The organism is Pantoea sp. EKM20T (genome assembly GCF_011800485.1).
Classification (GTDB): domain Bacteria; phylum Pseudomonadota; class Gammaproteobacteria; order Enterobacterales; family Enterobacteriaceae; genus Pantoea; species Pantoea agglomerans.
The window spans coordinates 19016-38142 of sequence record NZ_JAALFW010000009.1; the positions used below are offsets into that span (position 1 = coordinate 19016).

Consider the following 19127-nt stretch of genomic DNA (forward strand, 5'->3'; position numbering starts at 1 on the left):
GTTTTCATCACAGGGAGCATGAGACGCAACCCTGAACCTCCGTGCCCTGAAGCGCCATCTGGCGCAGTCGAATGTAATAGAGCGTTTTGATGCCTTTTTTCCACGCGTAAATCTGCGCTTTGTTGATGTCACGGGTCGAGACGTCATCGCGGAAGAACAGCGTCAGCGACAGGCCCTGATCGACATGCTGCGTCGCTTCTGCGTAGGTATCAATAATCGCTTCCGGCCCAATCTGATACGCATCCTGATAGAGATGGAGATTCTCATTGGTCATAAACGGCGCGGGATAGTAGACGCGGCCGGTTTTGCCCTCTTTGCGGATCTCGATAGGGGAGACAATCGGATGGATGCTGGAGGTGGCATGGTTAATGTAGGAGATTGAACCGGTTGGCGGGATCGCCTGCAGGTTCTGATTAAATAGTCCGTGCTGCATCACCGCGTCGCGCAGCGCCTGCCAGTCCGCCTGTGTCGGCAGGGCCAGTCCGGCATCGGCAAACAGCGTCGCTACCCGTTCCGTGCGCGGCAGCCATTCGCGCTGCAGATACTTATCGAAGTAGGCGCCGCTGGCGTACTGCGATTCCGCAAAGCCATCGAAGGTCTGCTGACGCTCCTGTGCCAGCTGATTAGAGGTGCGCAGCGCATAATAGGTGATGCAGTAGAAGTAGAGATTGGTGAAATCCAGCGCTTCCGGTGAACCATAGGCGATGCCTTCCCGCGCCAGATAGCCGTGCAGGTTCATCTGACCCAGGCCAATGGCGTGCGAACGGCGATTGCCTTCGGCGACCGAGGGCACCGAGCCAATTTCGCTCATCATCGACACCGAGGTCAGGGCGCGGATCGCCACATCCACGGTACGCGCCAGATCGCGTGAATCCATGGCGTGCGCAATGTTCAGTGAGCCGAGATTACAGGAGATATCTTTGCCGATCCGGCGATAGCTGAGATCGTCATTGTACTCGCTGGCGCTGTTCACCTGCAGGATCTCAGAGCAGAGGTTGCTCATATTGATGCGACCGGCAATCGGGTTGCTGCGGTTCACGCTGTCCTCATACATGATGTAGGGATAGCCCGACTCAAACTGAATCTCGGCCAGCGTCTGGAAGAAGTCGCGTGGCTGAATATAGGTTTTACGGATGCGGTCGTCGGCCAGCATCTCGTCATATTTCTCGCTGATGCTGATATCGCCAAAGGCCTGGCCATAGATCCGTTCAACGTCGTAAGGCGAGAACAGCGCCATCGGTTTGTTCTCTTTTGCCAGCTGGAAGGTGATATCGGGTATCACCACGCCCAGCGACAGGGTTTTGATGCGGATCTTCTCATCGGCGTTTTCGCGCTTGGTATCAAGGAAGCGGAAAATATCGGGATGGTGCGCATTGAGCCACACCGCGCCAGCGCCCTGACGCGCGCCGAGCTGATTCGCATAAGAGAAGGCGTCCTCCAGCATTTTCATCACCGGGATAACGCCCGACGACTGATTTTCAATACGTTTGATTGGCGCACCGGACTCACGCAGGTTCGACAGCAAAAAGGCGACGCCGCCGCCGCGCTTTGAGAGCTGCAGTGCCGAATTCACGGCGCGACCAATTGACTCCATATTGTCTTCGATGCGCAGCAGGAAGCAGGAGACCAGCTCACCGCGTTGCTGTTTGCCGCAGTTCAGGAAGGTTGGTGTAGCGGGCTGAAAACGGCCGCTAAGGATCTCCTCCAGCAGGGCCCGCGCAAGCTTTTCATCGCCCTGAGCCAGCGTCAGCGCCACCATGCAGGCGCGCTGTTCGAAGGTTTCCAGATAGCGTTTGCCGTCGAAGGTCTTCAGGGTGTAGCTGGTGTAGTACTTCCAGGCACCGAGAAAGGTTTTGAACTCAAATCCCCAATTTTCCGCCACCTCATGCAGCGCAAGCAGGAACGCAAAATCGTACTGGTTCAGCACTTCCGCTTCGTAATAGCTCTCTGCCACCAGATAGCGTAAACGCTCAGCGCAGCTATTGAAGGGGACGGTATTGGGTTGCACATGCTGCAGATAAAACTGACGTGTCGCTTCGCGATCCTTGTCGAACTGGATGCGGCCCTCGGCGTCGTAGAGATTGAGCATGGCATTAAGGGCATGATAATCGAGCGTCACGCCGTTGAGGGTGTCTGTTGTTGCCAAAATTGGGTTACTCCCGCTTTAACTTTCGCGATATCGTCAGGCGTTCCCATCAGCTCGAAGCGGTAGAGGCAGGGAACCTGACATTTATTTGCAATGATGCTGCCCGCCAGGCAGTAACCGGCACCGAAGTTACGGTTGCCCGCTGCGATCACGCCACGAATACCGCGTCGGTTCGCCTCATCATTAAGAAACTGAATCACCTGACCGGGCACCGCACCGCGACTGCTGCCACCGCCATAGCTGGGCACGACCAGAATATAGGGCTGGTCGATATGCAGTTGTTGCCGGGCATCAAGCGGGATGCGCCGGGCAGGCAGGCCGAGGCGCGTCACAAACCGGTGGGTGTTTTCCGACTGGCTGGAAAAATAGACCAGCGGGAACATGTGTTTATCCTCCGACAGCAGAAAGCGTGCGCAGAGTGGCGATTTTATCCGGGCGGAAACCGCTCCAGTGATCGTTATCTGCCATCACGACGGGTACCTGGCGGTAACCCAGTGATTTCAGGTTGTCGATCGCCTCGGGCTGGCTGTCGAGATTGATAAGCTGATAGGCGAGACCCTGACGGTCCATCGCATTTTTGGTTGCCGTGCACTGGACACAGTTATCTTTAGTGTAAATAATAATGCGCATGATTCGTATTTCCCTCTATATGCGGTTCTGATGCCCGAAAACAAAGCAGACGCGGCAGGTTGCGGGCTTCATTGTGACGAACATCTGGTGTCTGCTGATGAGATAAATACTAGATGTAGTGGTTTTGTGGGTCAAGCCCACCAGATATAGGGTTTTATGATTTGCATTTGCGCAACAGCGGCAAAGCCAGCAGGGATGCGCCCTGCAGCCTGGAAAAATCTTTTGTAAATGTCATCGGCCAGAAAAAGGGCATAAAAAAGCCCCGCACAGGGCAGGGCTCAGGAGATTTTTTGGAGTTGAGCTTAGCGGCGTGAAGCCAGCAGCACACCCACTACGATACCGAAAGCGGCACCGATACCAACACCGTGCCATGGCTTGTCATGGACATAGGTGTCAACCTGTGCACTGGCATCACGGGCAACCTGTGAGACACGGTTGCTGCCGCCGTTCAGTCTGGAGCGGGTCTGTTTCAGCAGCTTTTCTGCCTGACTGCGTGCAGAATCCACTTCGTCTTTGGCGTCGCTGCCGTAAGATTTCAGCAGCGCTTCCAGTGAATCGGCCAGTTCGTTAACATCCTGATTAATATCAATGTCATCGTTTTTTACAGTGCGATTAAACATTTTTTAGCTCCCTTTGATTTAAAAACGTAATACTAGTGTAGACGACCTTGAGATAAACGAGACGCGGGAGTGTTCTTTAGGGAAAATTCCGAATGCCCACTCTGTCATGCTGTTGTAAGGTTGCGAAGCTTTTGAAAGAGGAGAGGATCGAGCATGTATTTACGACCAGATGAGGTAGCGCGCGTACTGGAAAAAGCGGGTTTCGAAGTCGATGAAATTACCCCACGGGCCTATGGTTATCGCCGTGGAGAGAACTATGTTTATGTGAATCGCGAAGCGCGCATGGGGCGCATGGCATTAGTCATTCACCCGACACTGAAAGAGAAGAGCCAGCCGTTCGCTGAACCTGCTTCAGAAATGAAGACCTGCGATCACTACACCCAATTCCCTCTCTACCTGGCGGGTGATTCACAGGAACACTACGGCATCCCGCACGGATTTAGTTCCCGCATGGCGCTGGAACGTTATATTCAGAGCGTTTTCGGCTAACGCATCAGGCCCCGCCGCGACGGGGCACTGAACCGCCTTTACCTCCTCCCTGTTTCCCTGCCGTTGCAATTACCGGCTGTGACGCGTATAAAACTGTTCCTTATAGATGTTTAGACGTCCATACGGATAAAAGTGATGAGCGAACAGCCAACTCCCTCGCAGGAACAATTTAAACGCACCATGAAAGTGCGCCATCTGGTGATGTTATCGCTGGGCGGCGTAATCGGCACCGGCCTGTTTTTTAATACCGGCTACATCATTTCCACCACCGGGGCGGCGGGGACGCTGCTCGCCTATCTGATTGGCGCGCTGGTGGTCTGGCTGGTGATGGTCTGTCTGGGCGAACTCTCCGTGGCGATGCCGGAAACCGGCGCGTTCCACGTCTATGCCGCACGCTATCTCAGCCCGGCAACCGGCTACACCGTGGCCTGGCTCTACTGGCTCACCTGGACAGTCGCCCTCGGCTCCAGCCTGACGGCGGCGGGCTTCTGTATGCAGTACTGGTTCCCGCAGATCCCGGTGTGGATCTGGTGCCTGGTCTTCTGCTGCGCCATCTATCTGCTGAACGTCATCTCAACCCGCTTCTTCGCCGAAGGGGAGTTCTGGTTCTCCCTGATTAAGGTCGTGACGATCGTCGCCTTTATCGTGCTCGGGGGCGCGGCGATGTTTGGGTTTATCCCGATGAAGGATGGCACGCCCGCACCGGGTCTGAGCAACCTGACGGCGCACGGCTGGCTGCCTAACGGTGTACTGCCGATTCTGATGACTATGGTGGCAGTCAACTTCGCCTTTTCCGGCACCGAGCTGATCGGTATTGCGGCCGGTGAAACCCAGCAGCCGGAGAAAGTGCTGCCGCTGGCGATCCGTACTACCGTGGCCCGGCTGATTATCTTCTTCATCGGCACGGTATTTGTGCTGGCGGCGCTGATTCCTATGGATCAGGCGGGTATCGTGAAAAGCCCGTTCGTGCTGGTCTTCGAAAAGATCGGCATCCCGTGGGCGGCTGACATTATTAACTTTGTGATCCTGACCGCTATCCTGTCTGCGGCCAACTCCGGACTCTATGCCTCCGGGCGGATGCTCTGGTCGCTGGCCAATGAAAATACGCTGCCGCGCGCCTTTGCCCGGGTGAACAAGCGCGGCGTGCCGATGCTGGCGATCACCGTCAGCATGGTGGGTGGTTTGCTGGCGCTGGTCTCCAGCGTGGTCGCGCCAGACACGGTGTTTGTGGCGCTGTCGGCCATCTCCGGCTTTGCGGTGGTAGCCGTCTGGCTCAGCATCTGCGCTTCGCATTTTGTTTTCCGTCGTCGTCATCTTCAGCAGGGCAAATCGCTGGCCGATCTGGCCTACCGTGCGCCGCTCTATCCGCTGACGCCGGTGCTGGGTTTCCTGCTCTGCCTGCTGGCCTGTGTCGGTCTGGCGTTTGATCCGACTCAGCGTATCGCGCTGTGGTGTGGCATCCCGTTTGTGCTGTTCTGCTATGCCGCTTACCATCTGACCCACAAATCATCCCCGAAGCCTGAGGAGGCCAATGATGTCGTATAACCCTGTCGCGCAGGCTTTAACGGAGTCGCCACTGCTGATTCTGGATGGTGCCCTGGCCACCGAGCTGGAAGCCCGCGGCTGTCATCTGGCCGATGCGTTATGGTCAGCTAAGGTGCTGATGGAAAATCCTGAGCTGATCTATCAGGTGCACTACGACTATTTTGTCGCTGGCGCGCGCTGTGCCATTACCGCCAGCTACCAGGCCACGCCGCAGGGCTTTGCCACACGTGGCCTTGATGAGGCGGAGTCACTGGCGTTGATCGCTCAGAGCGTCGAGCTGGCGCGACGCGCCCGTCACGATTATCTGGCGGTCCGGCCCGACGCAAAAACGCTGCTGGTAGCGGGATCGGTCGGTCCCTATGGCGCCTTCCTGGCGGATGGTTCGGAATATCGCGGCGACTATGCGTTGCCGGAAGCGGAGATGATGGCGTTTCATCGCCCACGCGTACAGGCGCTGCTGGCGGCGGGTGCCGATCTGCTGGCCTGCGAAACCCTGCCTTCGTTTGCCGAAGCGCAGGCGCTGGTGAAGCTACTGGCTGAATTTCCTGAAGGCCGCGCCTGGTTCTCGTTTACCCTGCGTGACGCCGGACACATCAGCGACGGCACGCCGCTGTCAGACGTCGTGAGCTGGCTGAATCAGCAGCCACAGGTGGTAGCGGTGGGAATCAACTGTGTGGCACTTGAGAGCGTGACGCCTGCGCTGCAGCAGTTGCAGAAGCTGACCGACAAGCCGCTGGTGGTCTATCCCAACTCTGGCGAGCAGTATGATGCCAGCAGCAAAACCTGGCACTCAGCGCCATCAGGCTGCACGTTGCATGACAAACTGGCAGAGTGGCAGCAGGCGGGCGCGAAGCTGATTGGCGGCTGCTGTCGCACCTCACCCAACGACATCGCGGCTATCGCCCGCGCTTGTCAACCGCAATAAGCTGGCTGAATCGGGCGATGATAGCCCGATTGAGGCGGAGAGGGCGGTCTACACTCTGATCACTGATCACTCTGTGGACCCCTTCATGAAACAGCGAATTCTGGCCCTGGCCGCCGCGCTGCTGCTTAGCGGCTGTGCCACCATTGTCGGCAATGAAACCCAACTGGTGCGCATCGACTCCTTGCCGCAGGGCGCGCGCTTTACCGTGCAGGATGAGCGTGGCTATGCGGTTGCGCAGGGTTTCACGCCGCAGACCGTTGAACTGGAAAAATCTACCGGCCGCTATTTCGGCAAAAAGCACTATCTGCTGATGCTGGAAAGCCCGGGCTACGTGCCGGTCACGGTGCCTATCGAGGCACGCGCTAACCTGTGGTATCTGCTGGGCAATATCCCGCTGGGTGGCTTCCCCGGCTGGCTGCTGGTCGATCCCTTTTATGGCGGCATGTACGACCTCAAGCCTGAACACCCGCGTCCCTTTATGAACCCGGTTGGCGCACGCGGCTGATTACTGCGCGGTCGGCTTCACCATTCCGCCTGGCGTTTTATGGCGTTCCAGATACTGATGCTGGAAAATGCACATGCGGATGGTGTTGCGGTACTCCCCGTTGATGAAAAACTCATGTTTAAGCACGCCTTCGATCTCGAAGCCGAGCTTGGTGTAGATGTGGATCGCTTTTTCGTTCTCCTGATCGACAATCAGGTAGAGCTTGTAGAGATTCAGCACCGAAAAGCCGTAATCCATCGCCAGTTTTGCCGCCTGGGTTGCCAGTCCTTTGCCCTGATGGGCCGGATCGATAATGATCTGAAACTCGGCGCGGCGGTGCACATGGTTGATTTCCACCAGTTCCACTAATCCCGCTTTCTGCCCGCTGTGCTCGACCACAAAGCGACGTTCGGTCTGATCGTGAATATGCTTGTTGTAGAGATCGTACAGCTCCACAAATGCCTCATACGGCTCCTCAAACCAGTAACGCATCACGCTGGCGTTGTTATCCAGCTGATGGACAAAGTGCAGATCTTCCCGTTCCAGCGGACGCAGTTTTACCGTCATTGCCTTTTCCTCTCATGAAATAATGGTCGCGAGTATACCGCATCAGCCAGCCGCTGCGTTTTGCGCTGTCGCATTCGCTGCCTGCTTCAGTCTGTAAAGGTTTACAGCGTCGCGTGGCAATCTAATGACTCAGAGGAAGAGGACAGCGCGCCATTCTGGCAATAGAGAGGATGAGGCTAATGGCGAAAGAAGGGGATGTTACAGAAAGGCGTGGCGGATGCAGCAGCGCCGGACGGCAGGTGAACGCCGTCCGGCCTGATTTCAGGCAGAGATCTGTTCGATGATGCGACCCTGCGACATGTGCACGGCGCGATCGCACATGTGATCGATCACGTCGGGATCGTGGCTCACCAGCACCATGGTCAGGCCATCCTGCTGTTTCAGATCGTTGAGCAGATTGAGGATCTCCGCCTGCACTGACATATCCAGCGCCGACGTCGGCTCATCCAGCAGCAGGATCTTCGGCTGCAGCAGCAGGGCGCGCACGATGGCGACGCGCTGACGCTGGCCGCCGGAGAGCTGATGCGGATAGCGATCCGCCAGGGCGGGATCGAGCCCGACGTGACGAAAGCCCTGATCGATACGATCGTTGATATTGTCGCGTTTCAGCAGCTTCAGCGGCTCCGCCAGCGTGCGACGCAGCCGGTGACGCGGATGCAGCGAGGCATAGGGATCCTGAAACACCATCTGCACTTCCTGACGCAGTGCGCCGGTGAAGGCTTTACCCGGCTGAACCTCGTGACCGGCAAGCTGCATCTGACCCTGCCAGTGTGGGTTCAGACCTGCCAGCACCCACAGCAGCGACGACTTGCCGCAGCCTGACGGACCCACCAGACCAAAACACTCGCCAGCGTTAACCTCCAGGTTAACCTCATGCACCACGGTGCGCAGCTCGTAACCCTGTTTGTGGGCGACGCTTAGATTCTGCAGCTTAATCATCATTCGCCTCCAGCGCAGCGCGGTCCAGCACCGGTAAAGTCTGTCCGCGGGTCGCTTTGCCCGGACGGCAGGCCCACAGCGTACGGGTGTAGGGATGGGTAGCGTGCGGCAGATCGGCGGCGGGCAGCGTATCCAGCAACCGGCCTTTATACATCACCATCACCCGCTCGCAATGTTCTGAAACCTGCTGCAAATCATGGCTGATCAGCAGCAGGCCCATGTTGCGCGCCTCCACCAGACCGCGGATCAGCGCCAGCACCTGATCGCGCATGGCATGATCCAGCGCGGAGGTCGGTTCATCGGCGATCAGGAAATCCGGATCGGTAATCAGGGCGATCGCCAGCATCACGCGCTGGCCCATGCCGCCAGAGAGCTGATGTGGATACTGCTGCATCAGACGACGCGGATCGGGCAGGCCGACCGCATCCAGCATTTCACACACTTTCTCTTTGCGCTCGGCACGGTTCAGGCGGCGATGCAGGATCAGCGGCTCTTCCACCTGCCAGCCAATGGTGCGCGTCGGGTTAAGGGCATACTTCGGGTCCTGCATCACCATCGCCACGCGGTTACCGCGCAGCTGGTTCCAGTGACGCTCGCTTAGCGTCAGCGCATTTTCACCGGCCACCTGGAGCTGGCTGGCCTGCAGATGCAGCGCGGGCGAGAGTAAGCCCATCAGGCTGCGAGCGGTCAGTGACTTGCCGGAACCGGACTCACCGACCAGCGCCACGCGCTCGCGACCCACGGAAAAACTGATGTTATCGACCAGCAGCGCATCGTCGCTGCGAATGGTCAGCCCCTCGGCATGGAGCAGATTATTTTGCATGACGGGTATCCAGTCGGTCGCGCAGGCCATCGCCTGTCAGGTTAAAGGCCAGGCTGGCAAACAGAATCGCCGCGCCCGGTGCAGCAGCAACCCACCACTGATCAAAAATGACTTTACTGCCTTCGGCCACCATCGAACCCCATTCCGCCGTCGGCGGCTGAACGCCCATACCGAGGAAACCGAGTCCGGCCGCGGCCAGGATAATCCCGCCCAGGCTCAGTGCGGCGCGGACTACCGCCGTCGGCATGCAGAGCGGCAGGATATGACCGAACATCAGGCGAAAGCCCGTAATCCCCTGCATCCGCGCGGCGGCAAGGTAGTCGCTGCGGCGCAGTGCCAGGGTTTCAGCGCGTGCCTGACGGGCAAACGGCGGCCAGCTGGTCAGTGCCAGTGCCAGCGCGCCGTTCATCAGGCCAGGGCCGAGAATCGCCACCAGCGCCAGCGCGATTACCAGGTTGGGCAGTGACAGGAAGATATCGGTAATGCGCATCAGCAGGCGTTCGGTCCAGCCGCCCACGTAACCGGCGGTGATGCCGATCAGCAGCCCGGCCGGAATGGTCAGCACCAGAATCAGCGACACCAGCAGCAGAGTCGGACGCGCGCCGTAAATCACACGCGACAGCAGATCGCGGCCAAAGCCGTCGGTGCCGAACCAGTGCTGTGCCGACGGCGCCAGCAGACGGCTCGACATGGTCTGCACGTTCGGATCGAACGGCGCAATCAGCGGCGCCAGCAGTGCCATCAGGATAAGAATCGCCACCAGCGTCAGCCCAACGGTTAACGAGGTAACGCGTTGACGGCGACGGCGTGGTCGCAGCGTTTCGAGTTCAGAGAGTTGTTGCGTCATCGGGTTCTCGGATCGGTTAACCAGGTTAAAACATCCGCCAGGGTGTTAATCAGGATAAAGCAGCTGCCGATTAACAGGGTTGAGCCCAGAATCGCCGGCACATCGCCGGAGAACAGCGCATTGGTCATATAGCGACCCACACCTGGCCAGGCGAAGACGGTTTCAGTCAGCACCGAGCCTTCCAGCAGCGTAGCGTAGGAGAGGGCGATCACCGTGACCAGCGTGCCCAGCACGTTGGGGAAGATATGGCGCAGCAGGATGCGCACCCGACCCGCGCCTTTAGCACGCGCCAGCACCACATACTCTTTGCTGCTCTCTTCCAGCAGCGCAGCACGCAGCAGGCGGGTAATGCCCGCCATCGCCAGCAGGCCGAGGATCACCACCGGCAGCCAGAGGTGCGCAATTGCATTGCGGAACATCTCCGGTTCACCCGACAGCCAGCTGTCGATCAGCACAAAGCCGGTCTTCGGCTCCAGGGTGTAGACCCAGATATCATCCAGCCGTCCCGGTCCGGCGGACCAGTGCAGCACCGCATAAAAGAGCAGCAGGCCCAGCAGGCCGAGCCAGAACACCGGCACCGAGTAGCCCAGCAGCGAGACAAAGCGGGCGAGATTATCGATCCAGCTCCCCGGTTTCCAGGCGGCCAGCAGCGCCAGCGTCACACCGAACACCACCGCGAAGATCATCGCGCAGGTCGCCAGCTCGATGGTGGCGGGGAAGGTGGTCATCAGGTCGCCGCTCACCGACTGATTGGTGAGGCGGGAGACACCCAGATCGCCCTGCGCCAGATGTTCGACGTAGCGCCAGAACTGCATCAGCACCGGCTGGTCGAGACCCAGGTCATGACGCACCTGCTCATAGGTCGCTTCACTGGCGTGATCGCCGGCGATCTGCTGCACCGGATCGATCGGCGAGAGATGCGACAGCATAAAGGTAAAGGCGAGCAGGCCAAGCAGCGTGACCAGCAGCGACAGTACGCTACCGATCAGGCGCCCGCCACGCTGCCAAAAAAGCCGGGCGAACCCGGCTGAAGGAACAGACTGTGCCATTACTTAGTGACCTGCGAGTAATACACCATGTCAGGGTTAATGCCCTGTACATAGCCTTTCAGGTTGTCGCGCAGGGCGATCAGGTTCTTCGCCTGCATCCCAATCACATACGGTGAGTTCTTCATCACTTCACGCTGCATCGCTTCATACAGCGCCACGCGTTTCTTCGGATCGCTCTCGGCGGTCGCCGCAATCACCTGCTTGTTCAGCTCAGGAATGTGCCAGTCTGAACGGAAGGCGATGGTTTTGCTGCCATCTTCCGGATTGTAAGCAAACGAGGCGGCATTGGTGTTGGGATCGAAGTAGTCGGAGCCCCAGGCATTCAGCGTCGCTTCATATTTATGCGCTTTCACGTTGGTCGACACTTCGGAACTCAGACCCGGCACCACTTCCACTTTCACGCCCGCTTTGGCGAAGCTGCCCTGCAGCGCCTGTGCGATATCCAGATAAGGCGGCTGGTTGCTGGTGGAGAGCTTGAAGGTGACGTTGTTCAGGCCCGCTTTCTTCAGAATCGCTTTGGCTTTTTCCGGATCGTAGCTGTATGGCGTGTCGTTGATCGCGCCCAGGAAGCCCTTAGGCAGGAAGCTCTGATGCACATCGAACTGGCCTTTCAGCAGCTCACTGGCGATGCCTTTGTAATCCCACAGGTAGCGTGCTGCTTCCCAGAAGGCCGGGTTCTTCATCGTCTCGTTCGCGCCGATGTTGAACTGGATGTAGTAGAGCGACGCCATTGGAATCGCTTCTGTCTTCACGCCCGGTTTGCCGTTCAGTGCAGCAATCTGATCGGCACCCAGGTTACGGGCGATATCGGCATCACCCTGTTCCAGCAGCAGACGACGCGCCGCCGGTTCAGGCACGTTCTTGATAAGGATGTTCTTCATTTTTGGCGCGCCCGCTGGTGAGGTCGGGTTAGCGCTGAGCAGTACCACCTGATGCATCACCACTTTGCGGATCTGATACGGACCGCTGCCCGCCGAGTGGGTGGCCAGCCAGGCGTTACCGAAATCGCCGTTCTTCTGGTTCGCCATCGCGGTTTTTTCATCAATGATCGATGAAACCGGGGCAGAGAGCAGGCTCAGGACGTAGGTCGGGCTGACGTTGGCGGTCCAGCTGATCTGCACATGATTGTCGTCGACTTTTTTCAGGAAGCCATCGACGTTATCTTTGGTCCAGCCGAGCTGCGTCAGGATGAAAGAGGGATCGAGGTTCAGCTTCACCACGCGGCCCAGCGAGAAGATCACATCTTCCGGACGCAGCGGGTTGCCGGTAGAGAATTTCGCATCTTTACGCAGTTCAAAGGTCAGGCTGCGGTTGTCGCTGCCGGGCTGCCACGAGGTGGCCAGTGTAGGTTTCAGGTCCACCGGATTCTGCGGGTCAGACTGCACCAGGCGCTGATAGATGTTAGTAAAGGCCTGAACGCTGGTCAGTTCAAACCCTTTGGCCGGGTCGAAGCTGTCTGCGTCGTCAGTTGATTGTGCAATCACCAGCGTATCTTTTGGTGTTGCGGCCTGGGCTGTGAAGGCGGCAGCCAGCGTCAGCGCCAGCAGTGATGGAATTATAGTTTTCATGAAATTTCCTTGCCTCTAAAAAGTTACGCGAGTTTACGAAAGGGCCGATGCGAAGAATAGTCGAATATGGGCTAATCATATGCCAAAAGGTTATAAGCATTACCTGGAGGTTATAAGAAGATCGCCACGCTGTTACCGAAGCGGCAACCTGAGCAGAAACAAATCCTCAACGAAACCGTTATTCAATACGTTATTGCTTTACCGACGCCGGCCTCTCTTTATAATGGCGGCAGATAACTTCAGGAGAATTCAGTTGGACAGTCACCCGAGATTAACCTTTATTCTGGCAAGCTGAGTTTCCTCTGCTGCTTGCCAACCGGCGAGCAGCGATCCCCGCTTTAATTAACGATCGCGCTCCTTATTTTTAATCCTGTCATCACCAGGAGTGCGCGTTATGCTGCTGTTTATATTCGCTCTTTTTCCTCCGCCCCGTCTGGCGTAGCCCAGGCTGCGCCCAATCGCTGATATCAGACTTTTAAAACGCCGCGTATAACCGGCGTCAGGTAACCCTGTGCGCGTCATTATTTTGTGTGCAGGCGGAATAACCTGACTGTTTCTGAAAGTCACCCCATTAAATAACCCGGCTACGCCAGGTTTTATCCATGCACGTTATTTCCCGTGCAGGACAACTATTGCTTTAAATCAGGGAGATGTCGAAATGAGCGACATGAAACTGGAACAGGTTGCGATCACTTCATCCGGCAACCGTAATGATAAAAAAAGTAAAAAAATGTTTGCCGTGGCGCAGCAGGCAGACCAGCACATTGATATGACGCTGGCGAACCTGCGCAGTCAGCGTCAGGGCCTGACCCAGGCTGAGGCGGCGAAACGACTGGCTTTGTATGGCCGTAATGAAGTGGCGCATGAGAAAGCGCCACCCGCGCTGATTCAGCTGCTGATGGCGTTTAATAACCCGTTTATCTACGTATTACTGGTCCTGGCGCTGGTGAGCCTGTTTACCGACTATATTCTGCCGCTGCGCGCCGGTCAGGAGACCGATCTCTCCGGCGTCATCATCATCTTCACCATGGTGATGCTGAGCGGGCTGCTGCGCTTCTGGCAGGAGTTTCGCACCAACCGTGCCGCGCAGGCACTGAAGTCACTGGTGCGCAGCCAGGTCACCGTGCTGCGCCGTGAGCCGGGCAGCGAAACCGCGCAGCGTCAGGATGTGGATATGAGTGAACTGGTGCCGGGCGATATCATTCTGCTCAGCACCGGCGATCAGGTGCCTGCCGATGTCCGTCTGCTGAGTTCACGTAATCTGTTTATCAGTGAAGCAGTACTGACCGGCGAGTCGCTGCCGGTTGAAAAACAGAGCAGCGATGCGGGTATCGATGCCGGAGGTCAGACCGCTCAGGAGCGGCTGGCATCACCGAATATCTGCCTGATGGGCACCAGCGTGGCCAGCGGCACAGCCAGCGCAGTCGTGGTAGCGACGGGCGGCGAAACCTGGTTCGGCTCCCTGGCCTCATCGCTGACCGGAAGCCGTCCGCAGACCGCGTTTGATCGCGGGGTGAACAGCGTCAGCAAGCTGCTGATCCGCTTTATGCTGGTGATGGTCCCGGTGGTGCTGCTGATTAACGGCTTCACCAAAGGCGACTGGATGGATGCCACGCTGTTTGCACTGGCCGTCGCGGTCGGGCTGACCCCGGAAATGCTGCCGATGATTGTCAGCGCCAACCTGGCTAAGGGCGCGATTGCGATGTCACGTCGCAAAGTGATCGTTAAAAAACTCAACGCCATTCAGAACCTCGGCGCGATGGATGTGCTCTGCACCGATAAAACCGGCACGCTGACCCAGGACACCATCCTGCTGGCGCATCATCTGGACGCGCGGGGCAACGAAGATGCACAGGTGCTGCTGCTGGCATGGCTCAACAGCGGCAGCCAGAGTGGCGCGAAAAACCTGATGGATCGCGCCTTACTCTGCGCGGGCGACAAGGTCATTTCACAGTCTCAGCGCAGCCAGTTCCAGCTGATCGATGAGCTGCCGTTTGATTTTACCCGCCGTAGGGTGTCGGTGCTGGTGGAGGATCTGACTCAGCATCGTTCACAACTGATCTGCAAAGGCGCAGTGGAAGAGATGCTGGCAGTGAGCATTGCCGTGCGGCAGGGCGACACGGTGGTCGCACTGGATGCGGCACAGCGTGCGGCGCTGCTGGCGCAGACCGAACACTATCATCAGCAGGGTTATCGCGTGCTGCTGGTGGCAACCCGTGATGGCGAGCTACACGCGCCGCTCAGCGACAGTGATGAGCGCGATCTGATTATTCAGGGAATGCTGACCTTCCGCGATCCGCCTAAAGCCAGCGCGGGTAAGGCGATTAAAGCCCTGCGTGACAGCGGTGTGACAGTGAAAGTGCTGACCGGTGACAATCCGCTAGTGACGCTGCGGGTCTGTGCCGATGTCGGGCTGACCGATCCGGCGATGCTGACCGGCGATCAGATTGAGGCGATGAACGATGATGAGCTGGCGCAGGAAGCAGAGCGCTGCACCCTGTTTGCTCAGCTGACGCCGCTGCAGAAATCCCGTCTGGTGCGGCTGATGCAGCAGAACGGTCACACCGTCGGGTTCCTGGGCGATGGCATTAATGACGCGCCTGCGCTGCGGGCGGCTGACACCGGGATTTCCGTGGACAGCGCGGCAGATGTGGCGAAAGCCTCATCGGACATCATCCTGCTGGAGAAAGATTTACAGGTGCTGAATGAGGGTGTACTCAAAGGACGCGAGACCTTTGGCAACATCATCAAGTATCTCAACATGACCGCCAGCTCCAACTTCGGCAACGTTTTCTCGCTGCTGGTGGCCAGTGCCTTTATTCCGTTTCTGCCGATGCTGTCGATTCATCTGCTGATTCAGAACCTGATGTATGACGTTTCCCAGCTGGCGCTGCCGTGGGACAAGGTTGACCGTGAGTTTCTGAATAAGCCGCGTAAATGGGATGCCGGCAACATCAAGCGTTTCATGCTGTGGATGGGTCCGACCTCGTCAATTTTTGACGTCACCACCTTTGCGCTGATGTGGTTTGTTTTCGGCGCTAACCATGCAGGCGTGCAGTCGCTGTTCCAGTCCGGCTGGTTTATTGAGGGGCTGCTGTCACAGACGCTGGTAGTGCATATGCTGCGTACCCGGAAGATTCCGTTTATTCAGAGCCGCGCCACCTTACCGGTGATGCTGACGACGCTGGCGGTGATGGCGCTGGGCATCCTGATCCCGTTCTCCCCGCTGGGTGCGATGGTCGGTCTGGTGCCACTGCCATGGCAATATTTCCCGTGGCTGGTGCTGACGCTGTTCAGCTACTGCCTGGTGGCACAGGGCATGAAGCGTTTCTACATCCGCCGCTTTGGTCAGTGGTTCTAGGGAGGAGAAGATGAAAAAAAGCAGGCTCGATACGGTATTTGTCGGCGTGATGATCATCGGCTTAACTCTGATTGCGCTGACGGTCATCGTGCGGTGATGGCGTTGTGATCGTGCGGTAAGTGAGAGGCAGCGAGGGGACTCGCTGCCTTTTTTTATTGATGCATTTACTCTTCGTCGCGCTCACGGCTGGCGCGCTGGCGCTCGTAATATTCATCTTCTGCGGTGATGATCTCATCCATCAGAGAATCCATATCGACTACGCGCTCCTCTTCCACAAACTTCCCGGTAAGCGGCGTTTCCGGGGTGAGCTTGCCATCTTCATAGAGCAGCCAGATCTCTTTGGCGTAGCGCGTCTTCAGCAGCTGCGGAGCGAACTGACCGTAGTAAGAGGTGATATTGTCTACGTCACGTTCAAACATCGACTCGGCATGGTTATTGGCCGCCGCATCGACCGCCTGTGGCAGGTCGATAATCACCGGGCCCTGGTCATCCAGCAGTACGTTGAACTCGGATAAGTCACCGTGAACGATACCGGCACAGAGCATACGAACGATGTTGCGGATCATGGTGTGGAAATCCGTGACCGCCTGCTCTTCAGACAGAGAGACATCGCTGAGACGTGGCGCGACCGAGCCATTGGCATCGGTCACCAGCTCCATCAATAACACACCGTCGATGCAGAGATAAGGCTGTGGCACGCGAACACCGGCGTTCGCCAGGCGGAACAGGGCATCTACTTCGGCGGTCTGCCAGGACTCTTCCTGCTGCTTACGGCCGAACTTTGTGCCTTTCTGCATGGCGCGGGCGTTACGGCTGTTACGGGTTTTACGACCTTCCTGATACTGCACGGCCTGCTTGAAGCTACGCTGGGTCGCTTCTTTATAGACTTTGGCGCACTGCACCTTGCCGCCGCATAGCACGGTATAGACGTCTGCTTCTTTGCCGCTTTTCAGCCGCTGCAGGACATCGTCAATCAGGCCGTCATCGACCAGGGGCTGGATTCTGTTTGGGATTTTCATGCGGCTTTATACCTTATTTCACCCGCTTTTCGTATCACTTTGCGATGATGGAAAACATTGGCAATGACTGAACAAAGTTTCTAATTCTACCCTGGAAAGTCGCTTTGTGGGGATGAACCTTGATGAGCTGCGCTTTTGACCTTTGTTTTATCATAAACAATGGATTAGAGGGGAGAGCAGGACGGTTTTATCCGCCAGAGGAGCGCTTTGTCATGTATCAGCCCTGTGGGCGGGGATTTCGTGTCAGAGAAATGTGCCTGAATAGCGGGCTGGCAGGTGCCTGAAGGCCGAAATCCTGCCAACAGAATTTCGGCCCGCATTCGGGATTACTTCAGGCCTTTAAGCACTTTGACCGTGCTTTCAATGTCGATCTCATCTTCAGAGAAGATCAGTGTCGTACCCTGGAAGGTGGTGACCGCCAGCTTTTTCAGCGAGCGCATCTCATTGGCGTTCGGGTCAGTTTTCGGCCGGATATTATTCAGCAGCAGTCCCACTGACAACACCGCGTTCTCTTTATCGACACCGGCATCGACCGGGACTTCTTCGTTGTAGACCAGATAAGACTTAATCGAGGTGATCTTGAGCCGCTCGCCTGCGATATAGATGTATTTGCTTGTCGGCGCGACCTTCACCGCATAGGCGGATAAGCCCTTGTTGTTGGTGGTGGGTTCAAACGTCACCGCCGCATCTTTCTTGATCAGATCAGGATTGGCGACCTTAATCACATGAAAATAGCGGTTATCACCGTTTTCATCTTTGATAAAGCCAAAACCTTTATCTTCAAACCAGGTTGTGATCGTTCCGTTCATCGCCATTTTTGCCTGCTTAATCTACTCAGTTTTTTACAGCGCGCAGTGTAAAACACAATGCCTGCGCAGACTATATAAGTCTGGATGATAATTTTCAGGTGCGCCAGAGGGTGAGCGGCGGAAGGGGCCTTTGTGGCGGATGAAGGCGAGTGTGATGGAGTGTGTGTAGCGGCAGATAAAAACGAAGTGATGGATTGGTAGAGCAGGTAACGGACATCAGCCACGTGAGACACGTGGCTGTCAGCACTGGGCGTTGTTACGCGGATACCGGCGGGCGAATGCGGTACTGAGTCAGGCCGATTAACCGGCGAACTGCGCAAAGCTCGTCAGCCGGTGAATGTCTGTTACTCGTTGCCCCAGCGGTTCAGAAACTCGGCAATTTCATCAATACGCTGCTCATCGATACCCGCTTCACGCGCCATATCCTGCTGCGACTCTTCACTGATCTCTTCGTTGTTCATCAGACGGGTGATCAGCAGCTGGAAGTAATGCGCCAGCGGGGTACGTTCAGCTTCGCTCACCGGCTTAGCGGACTCCGTCGCATACTCATCTGCGACATCATAGTATTTGAGAGAGATTTCGTTATTCATAAATTGTCCGCAGAGTTGAGTTTGGGTTTAAGCGTTGGCAGGGCGTTGTGGCCCGGCGTAGAGGGGTATTATTTCGTGTTTGGGTTGGGGCTGTAAAGGGGGATTGGGGAGGCGGAAGGGAGTGTGAGAAGGGCTGGTCTTTCAGATTGGGAAAGTGCCTGCGCGTTATCTGTTGCCAGCGAAACGTCTGATACAGAGATTATGGGTATGAACAGGCGTATACCTATCTCATCCACTAAGGCGTTCAGTCAGATGAGGGGCAGGGCTTTGCATCAATAGAGAGGTATGTTTTTAGACCCGAGGCACGCTTGACTCCACGCGGATCCGAAACAAAAGGAAGACGGAGCTTTGGGCTGTCATTCACTTTTATCACCCATGCAGAATGGCCGATGAAATTGAAGCGGATATATTCGTCATGCACATACAGCTGTTCGAAAGAACCGGATGAGTATTCATTGCCAATCTGCAGGCTTTCAAGTTTTCCCTGACTCAAACTGATGAACGTGACGGTAAGGGATTCCTCGAAAATGACATCATCAGTCGTGAACAGAATATATCTGTCACTATCCACCTTAACAGCCGCTTCCAGCACCTGTCCGTCAATGGTGATACCTGTCGGTTTATCCCCAACAATAACTTCAGAGGTTGCCTGTCTGAAATCAGAGGCTTTGCTTTTCTCAATGAGCTTAACAGAGGCTATTTGTTCCATTCCTGTC

Annotated in this window: 20 protein-coding genes; 6 read left to right on the forward strand and 14 right to left on the reverse strand. The window is 56.8% G+C overall.

All coding sequences use genetic code 11. The features are described 5' to 3' along the window. Positions 1-7 precede the first annotated feature (7 nt). The 4 genes from nrdE to HFD94_RS15810 form a co-directional block, all read right to left on the reverse strand. The gene (gene nrdE / locus HFD94_RS15795) at positions 8-2146 is read right to left on the reverse strand and encodes a class 1b ribonucleoside-diphosphate reductase subunit alpha (protein ID WP_122889765.1); all 2139 of its coding nucleotides are present in this window, start codon (positions 2144-2146) and stop codon (positions 8-10) included. Then, complete coding sequence (gene nrdI, locus HFD94_RS15800) at positions 2116-2529, reverse strand: class Ib ribonucleoside-diphosphate reductase assembly flavoprotein NrdI (protein WP_010257771.1); 414 nt, start codon at positions 2527-2529, stop codon at positions 2116-2118. The genes nrdE and nrdI overlap by 31 nt, the downstream gene beginning before the upstream one ends. A 4-nt stretch (positions 2530-2533) precedes the next feature. Next, complete coding sequence (gene nrdH / locus HFD94_RS15805; RefSeq protein WP_010257769.1) at positions 2534-2776, reverse strand: glutaredoxin-like protein NrdH; 243 nt, start codon at positions 2774-2776, stop codon at positions 2534-2536. A 302-nt stretch (positions 2777-3078) separates the two neighbouring features. Continuing rightward, positions 3079-3396, reverse strand: a complete 318-nt coding sequence (locus tag HFD94_RS15810; RefSeq protein WP_010257764.1) for a DUF883 family protein — start codon at positions 3394-3396, stop codon at positions 3079-3081. A 153-nt stretch (positions 3397-3549) separates the two neighbouring features. Between HFD94_RS15810 and HFD94_RS15815 the strand changes: the two genes are divergently transcribed. The 4 genes from HFD94_RS15815 (at position 3550) to HFD94_RS15830 (ending at position 6860) form a co-directional block, all read left to right on the forward strand. Then, positions 3550-3885 (forward strand): DUF2002 family protein, encoded by a 336-nt coding sequence (locus tag HFD94_RS15815; RefSeq protein WP_003850360.1) that lies wholly within the window; start codon positions 3550-3552, stop codon positions 3883-3885. Positions 3886-4020: 135 nt separating this feature from the next. Next, positions 4021-5430 carry an S-methylmethionine permease gene (gene mmuP, locus HFD94_RS15820; RefSeq protein ID WP_033758676.1) on the forward strand — a complete coding sequence of 470 codons (1410 nt, stop codon included), beginning with the start codon at positions 4021-4023 and terminating at the stop codon, positions 5428-5430. After that, positions 5420-6355 carry a homocysteine S-methyltransferase gene (mmuM, locus tag HFD94_RS15825; protein ID WP_010257759.1) on the forward strand — a complete coding sequence of 312 codons (936 nt, stop codon included), beginning with the start codon at positions 5420-5422 and terminating at the stop codon, positions 6353-6355. Before mmuP ends, mmuM begins: the two co-directional genes overlap by 11 nt. Positions 6356-6440: 85 nt before the next feature. Further along, positions 6441-6860 (forward strand): hypothetical protein, encoded by a 420-nt coding sequence (locus tag HFD94_RS15830; RefSeq protein ID WP_010257757.1) that lies wholly within the window; start codon positions 6441-6443, stop codon positions 6858-6860. Here the strand turns inward: HFD94_RS15830 and speG are convergent, their stop codons facing one another. The 6 genes from speG to HFD94_RS15860 form a co-directional block, all read right to left on the reverse strand. Further along, positions 6861-7406, reverse strand: coding sequence for a spermidine N1-acetyltransferase (speG, locus tag HFD94_RS15835; RefSeq protein WP_061901180.1), 546 nt, complete (start codon positions 7404-7406; stop codon positions 6861-6863). It lies immediately after the preceding gene. Between the two features lie 261 nt (positions 7407-7667). Further along, positions 7668-8345 carry an ABC transporter ATP-binding protein gene (locus tag HFD94_RS15840; RefSeq protein ID WP_033758674.1) on the reverse strand — a complete coding sequence of 226 codons (678 nt, stop codon included), beginning with the start codon at positions 8343-8345 and terminating at the stop codon, positions 7668-7670. Next, on the reverse strand, positions 8338-9168 hold the full coding sequence (locus tag HFD94_RS15845; protein ID WP_122889764.1) for an ABC transporter ATP-binding protein: 831 nt from the start codon (positions 9166-9168) through the stop codon (positions 8338-8340). The genes HFD94_RS15840 and HFD94_RS15845 overlap by 8 nt, the downstream gene beginning before the upstream one ends. Next, a complete protein-coding gene (locus HFD94_RS15850) occupies positions 9158-10015 on the reverse strand; it encodes an ABC transporter permease (RefSeq protein WP_010257750.1) in 858 nt (285 codons plus the stop codon). Before HFD94_RS15850 ends, HFD94_RS15845 begins: the two co-directional genes overlap by 11 nt. After that, positions 10012-11064 carry an ABC transporter permease gene (locus HFD94_RS15855; RefSeq protein ID WP_010257745.1) on the reverse strand — a complete coding sequence of 351 codons (1053 nt, stop codon included), beginning with the start codon at positions 11062-11064 and terminating at the stop codon, positions 10012-10014. Before HFD94_RS15855 ends, HFD94_RS15850 begins: the two co-directional genes overlap by 4 nt. Beyond that, entirely contained in the window at positions 11064-12632 is a 1569-nt protein-coding gene (locus HFD94_RS15860) for an ABC transporter substrate-binding protein (protein WP_022624076.1), read from the reverse strand. Before HFD94_RS15860 ends, HFD94_RS15855 begins: the two co-directional genes overlap by 1 nt. Positions 12633-13290: 658 nt before the next feature. Between HFD94_RS15860 and mgtA the strand changes: the two genes are divergently transcribed. Both mgtA and mgtU read left to right on the forward strand, forming a co-directional pair. Beyond that, complete coding sequence (gene mgtA, locus HFD94_RS15865) at positions 13291-15993, forward strand: magnesium-translocating P-type ATPase (protein ID WP_122889763.1); 2703 nt, start codon at positions 13291-13293, stop codon at positions 15991-15993. Positions 15994-16003: 10 nt separating this feature from the next. Beyond that, positions 16004-16090, forward strand: a complete 87-nt coding sequence (gene mgtU, locus HFD94_RS23185) for a magnesium transporter protection protein MgtU (RefSeq protein WP_354439566.1) — start codon at positions 16004-16006, stop codon at positions 16088-16090. Between the two features lie 67 nt (positions 16091-16157). Here the strand turns inward: mgtU and HFD94_RS15870 are convergent, their stop codons facing one another. The 4 genes from HFD94_RS15870 to HFD94_RS15885 form a co-directional block, all read right to left on the reverse strand. After that, on the reverse strand, positions 16158-17012 hold the full coding sequence (locus tag HFD94_RS15870) for a PA4780 family RIO1-like protein kinase (protein ID WP_010257738.1): 855 nt from the start codon (positions 17010-17012) through the stop codon (positions 16158-16160). A 326-nt stretch (positions 17013-17338) separates the two neighbouring features. Then, positions 17339-17827 (reverse strand): cold-shock protein, encoded by a 489-nt coding sequence (locus tag HFD94_RS15875; RefSeq protein WP_010257735.1) that lies wholly within the window; start codon positions 17825-17827, stop codon positions 17339-17341. A gap of 338 nt (positions 17828-18165) precedes the next feature. Continuing rightward, a complete protein-coding gene (locus HFD94_RS15880; protein ID WP_010672163.1) occupies positions 18166-18411 on the reverse strand; it encodes a YmjA family protein in 246 nt (81 codons plus the stop codon). Between the two features lie 244 nt (positions 18412-18655). Continuing rightward, positions 18656-19120, reverse strand: a complete 465-nt coding sequence (locus tag HFD94_RS15885) for a hypothetical protein (RefSeq protein ID WP_031292164.1) — start codon at positions 19118-19120, stop codon at positions 18656-18658. Positions 19121-19127: the final 7 nt, after the last annotated feature.

Bases quoted from the DNA above. Each gene is read 5' to 3' on its own strand.
- HFD94_RS15875 (WP_010257735.1), bottom strand. From the start codon at position 17,827: ATGGCGATGAACGGAACGATCACAACCTGGTTTGAAGATAAAGGTTTT.
- HFD94_RS15845 (WP_122889764.1), bottom strand. From the start codon at position 9,168: ATGCAAAATAATCTGCTCCATGCCGAGGGGCTGACCATTCGCAGCGAC.
- nrdI (WP_010257771.1), bottom strand. From the start codon at position 2,529: ATGTTCCCGCTGGTCTATTTTTCCAGCCAGTCGGAAAACACCCACCGG.
- HFD94_RS15830 (WP_010257757.1), top strand. From the start codon at position 6,441: ATGAAACAGCGAATTCTGGCCCTGGCCGCCGCGCTGCTGCTTAGCGGC.
- mgtU (WP_354439566.1), top strand. From the start codon at position 16,004: ATGAAAAAAAGCAGGCTCGATACGGTATTTGTCGGCGTGATGATCATC.
- mgtA (WP_122889763.1), top strand. From the start codon at position 13,291: ATGAGCGACATGAAACTGGAACAGGTTGCGATCACTTCATCCGGCAAC.
- HFD94_RS15855 (WP_010257745.1), bottom strand. From the start codon at position 11,064: ATGGCACAGTCTGTTCCTTCAGCCGGGTTCGCCCGGCTTTTTTGGCAG.
- HFD94_RS15815 (WP_003850360.1), top strand. From the start codon at position 3,550: ATGTATTTACGACCAGATGAGGTAGCGCGCGTACTGGAAAAAGCGGGT.
- HFD94_RS15840 (WP_033758674.1), bottom strand. From the start codon at position 8,345: ATGATTAAGCTGCAGAATCTAAGCGTCGCCCACAAACAGGGTTACGAG.
- HFD94_RS15850 (WP_010257750.1), bottom strand. From the start codon at position 10,015: ATGACGCAACAACTCTCTGAACTCGAAACGCTGCGACCACGCCGTCGC.
- speG (WP_061901180.1), bottom strand. From the start codon at position 7,406: ATGACGGTAAAACTGCGTCCGCTGGAACGGGAAGATCTGCACTTTGTC.
- HFD94_RS15880 (WP_010672163.1), bottom strand. From the start codon at position 18,411: ATGAATAACGAAATCTCTCTCAAATACTATGATGTCGCAGATGAGTAT.
- mmuP (WP_033758676.1), top strand. From the start codon at position 4,021: ATGAGCGAACAGCCAACTCCCTCGCAGGAACAATTTAAACGCACCATG.
- HFD94_RS15860 (WP_022624076.1), bottom strand. From the start codon at position 12,632: ATGAAAACTATAATTCCATCACTGCTGGCGCTGACGCTGGCTGCCGCC.
- nrdH (WP_010257769.1), bottom strand. From the start codon at position 2,776: ATGCGCATTATTATTTACACTAAAGATAACTGTGTCCAGTGCACGGCA.
- HFD94_RS15810 (WP_010257764.1), bottom strand. From the start codon at position 3,396: ATGTTTAATCGCACTGTAAAAAACGATGACATTGATATTAATCAGGAT.
- HFD94_RS15885 (WP_031292164.1), bottom strand. From the start codon at position 19,120: ATGGAACAAATAGCCTCTGTTAAGCTCATTGAGAAAAGCAAAGCCTCT.
- HFD94_RS15870 (WP_010257738.1), bottom strand. From the start codon at position 17,012: ATGAAAATCCCAAACAGAATCCAGCCCCTGGTCGATGACGGCCTGATT.
- mmuM (WP_010257759.1), top strand. From the start codon at position 5,420: ATGTCGTATAACCCTGTCGCGCAGGCTTTAACGGAGTCGCCACTGCTG.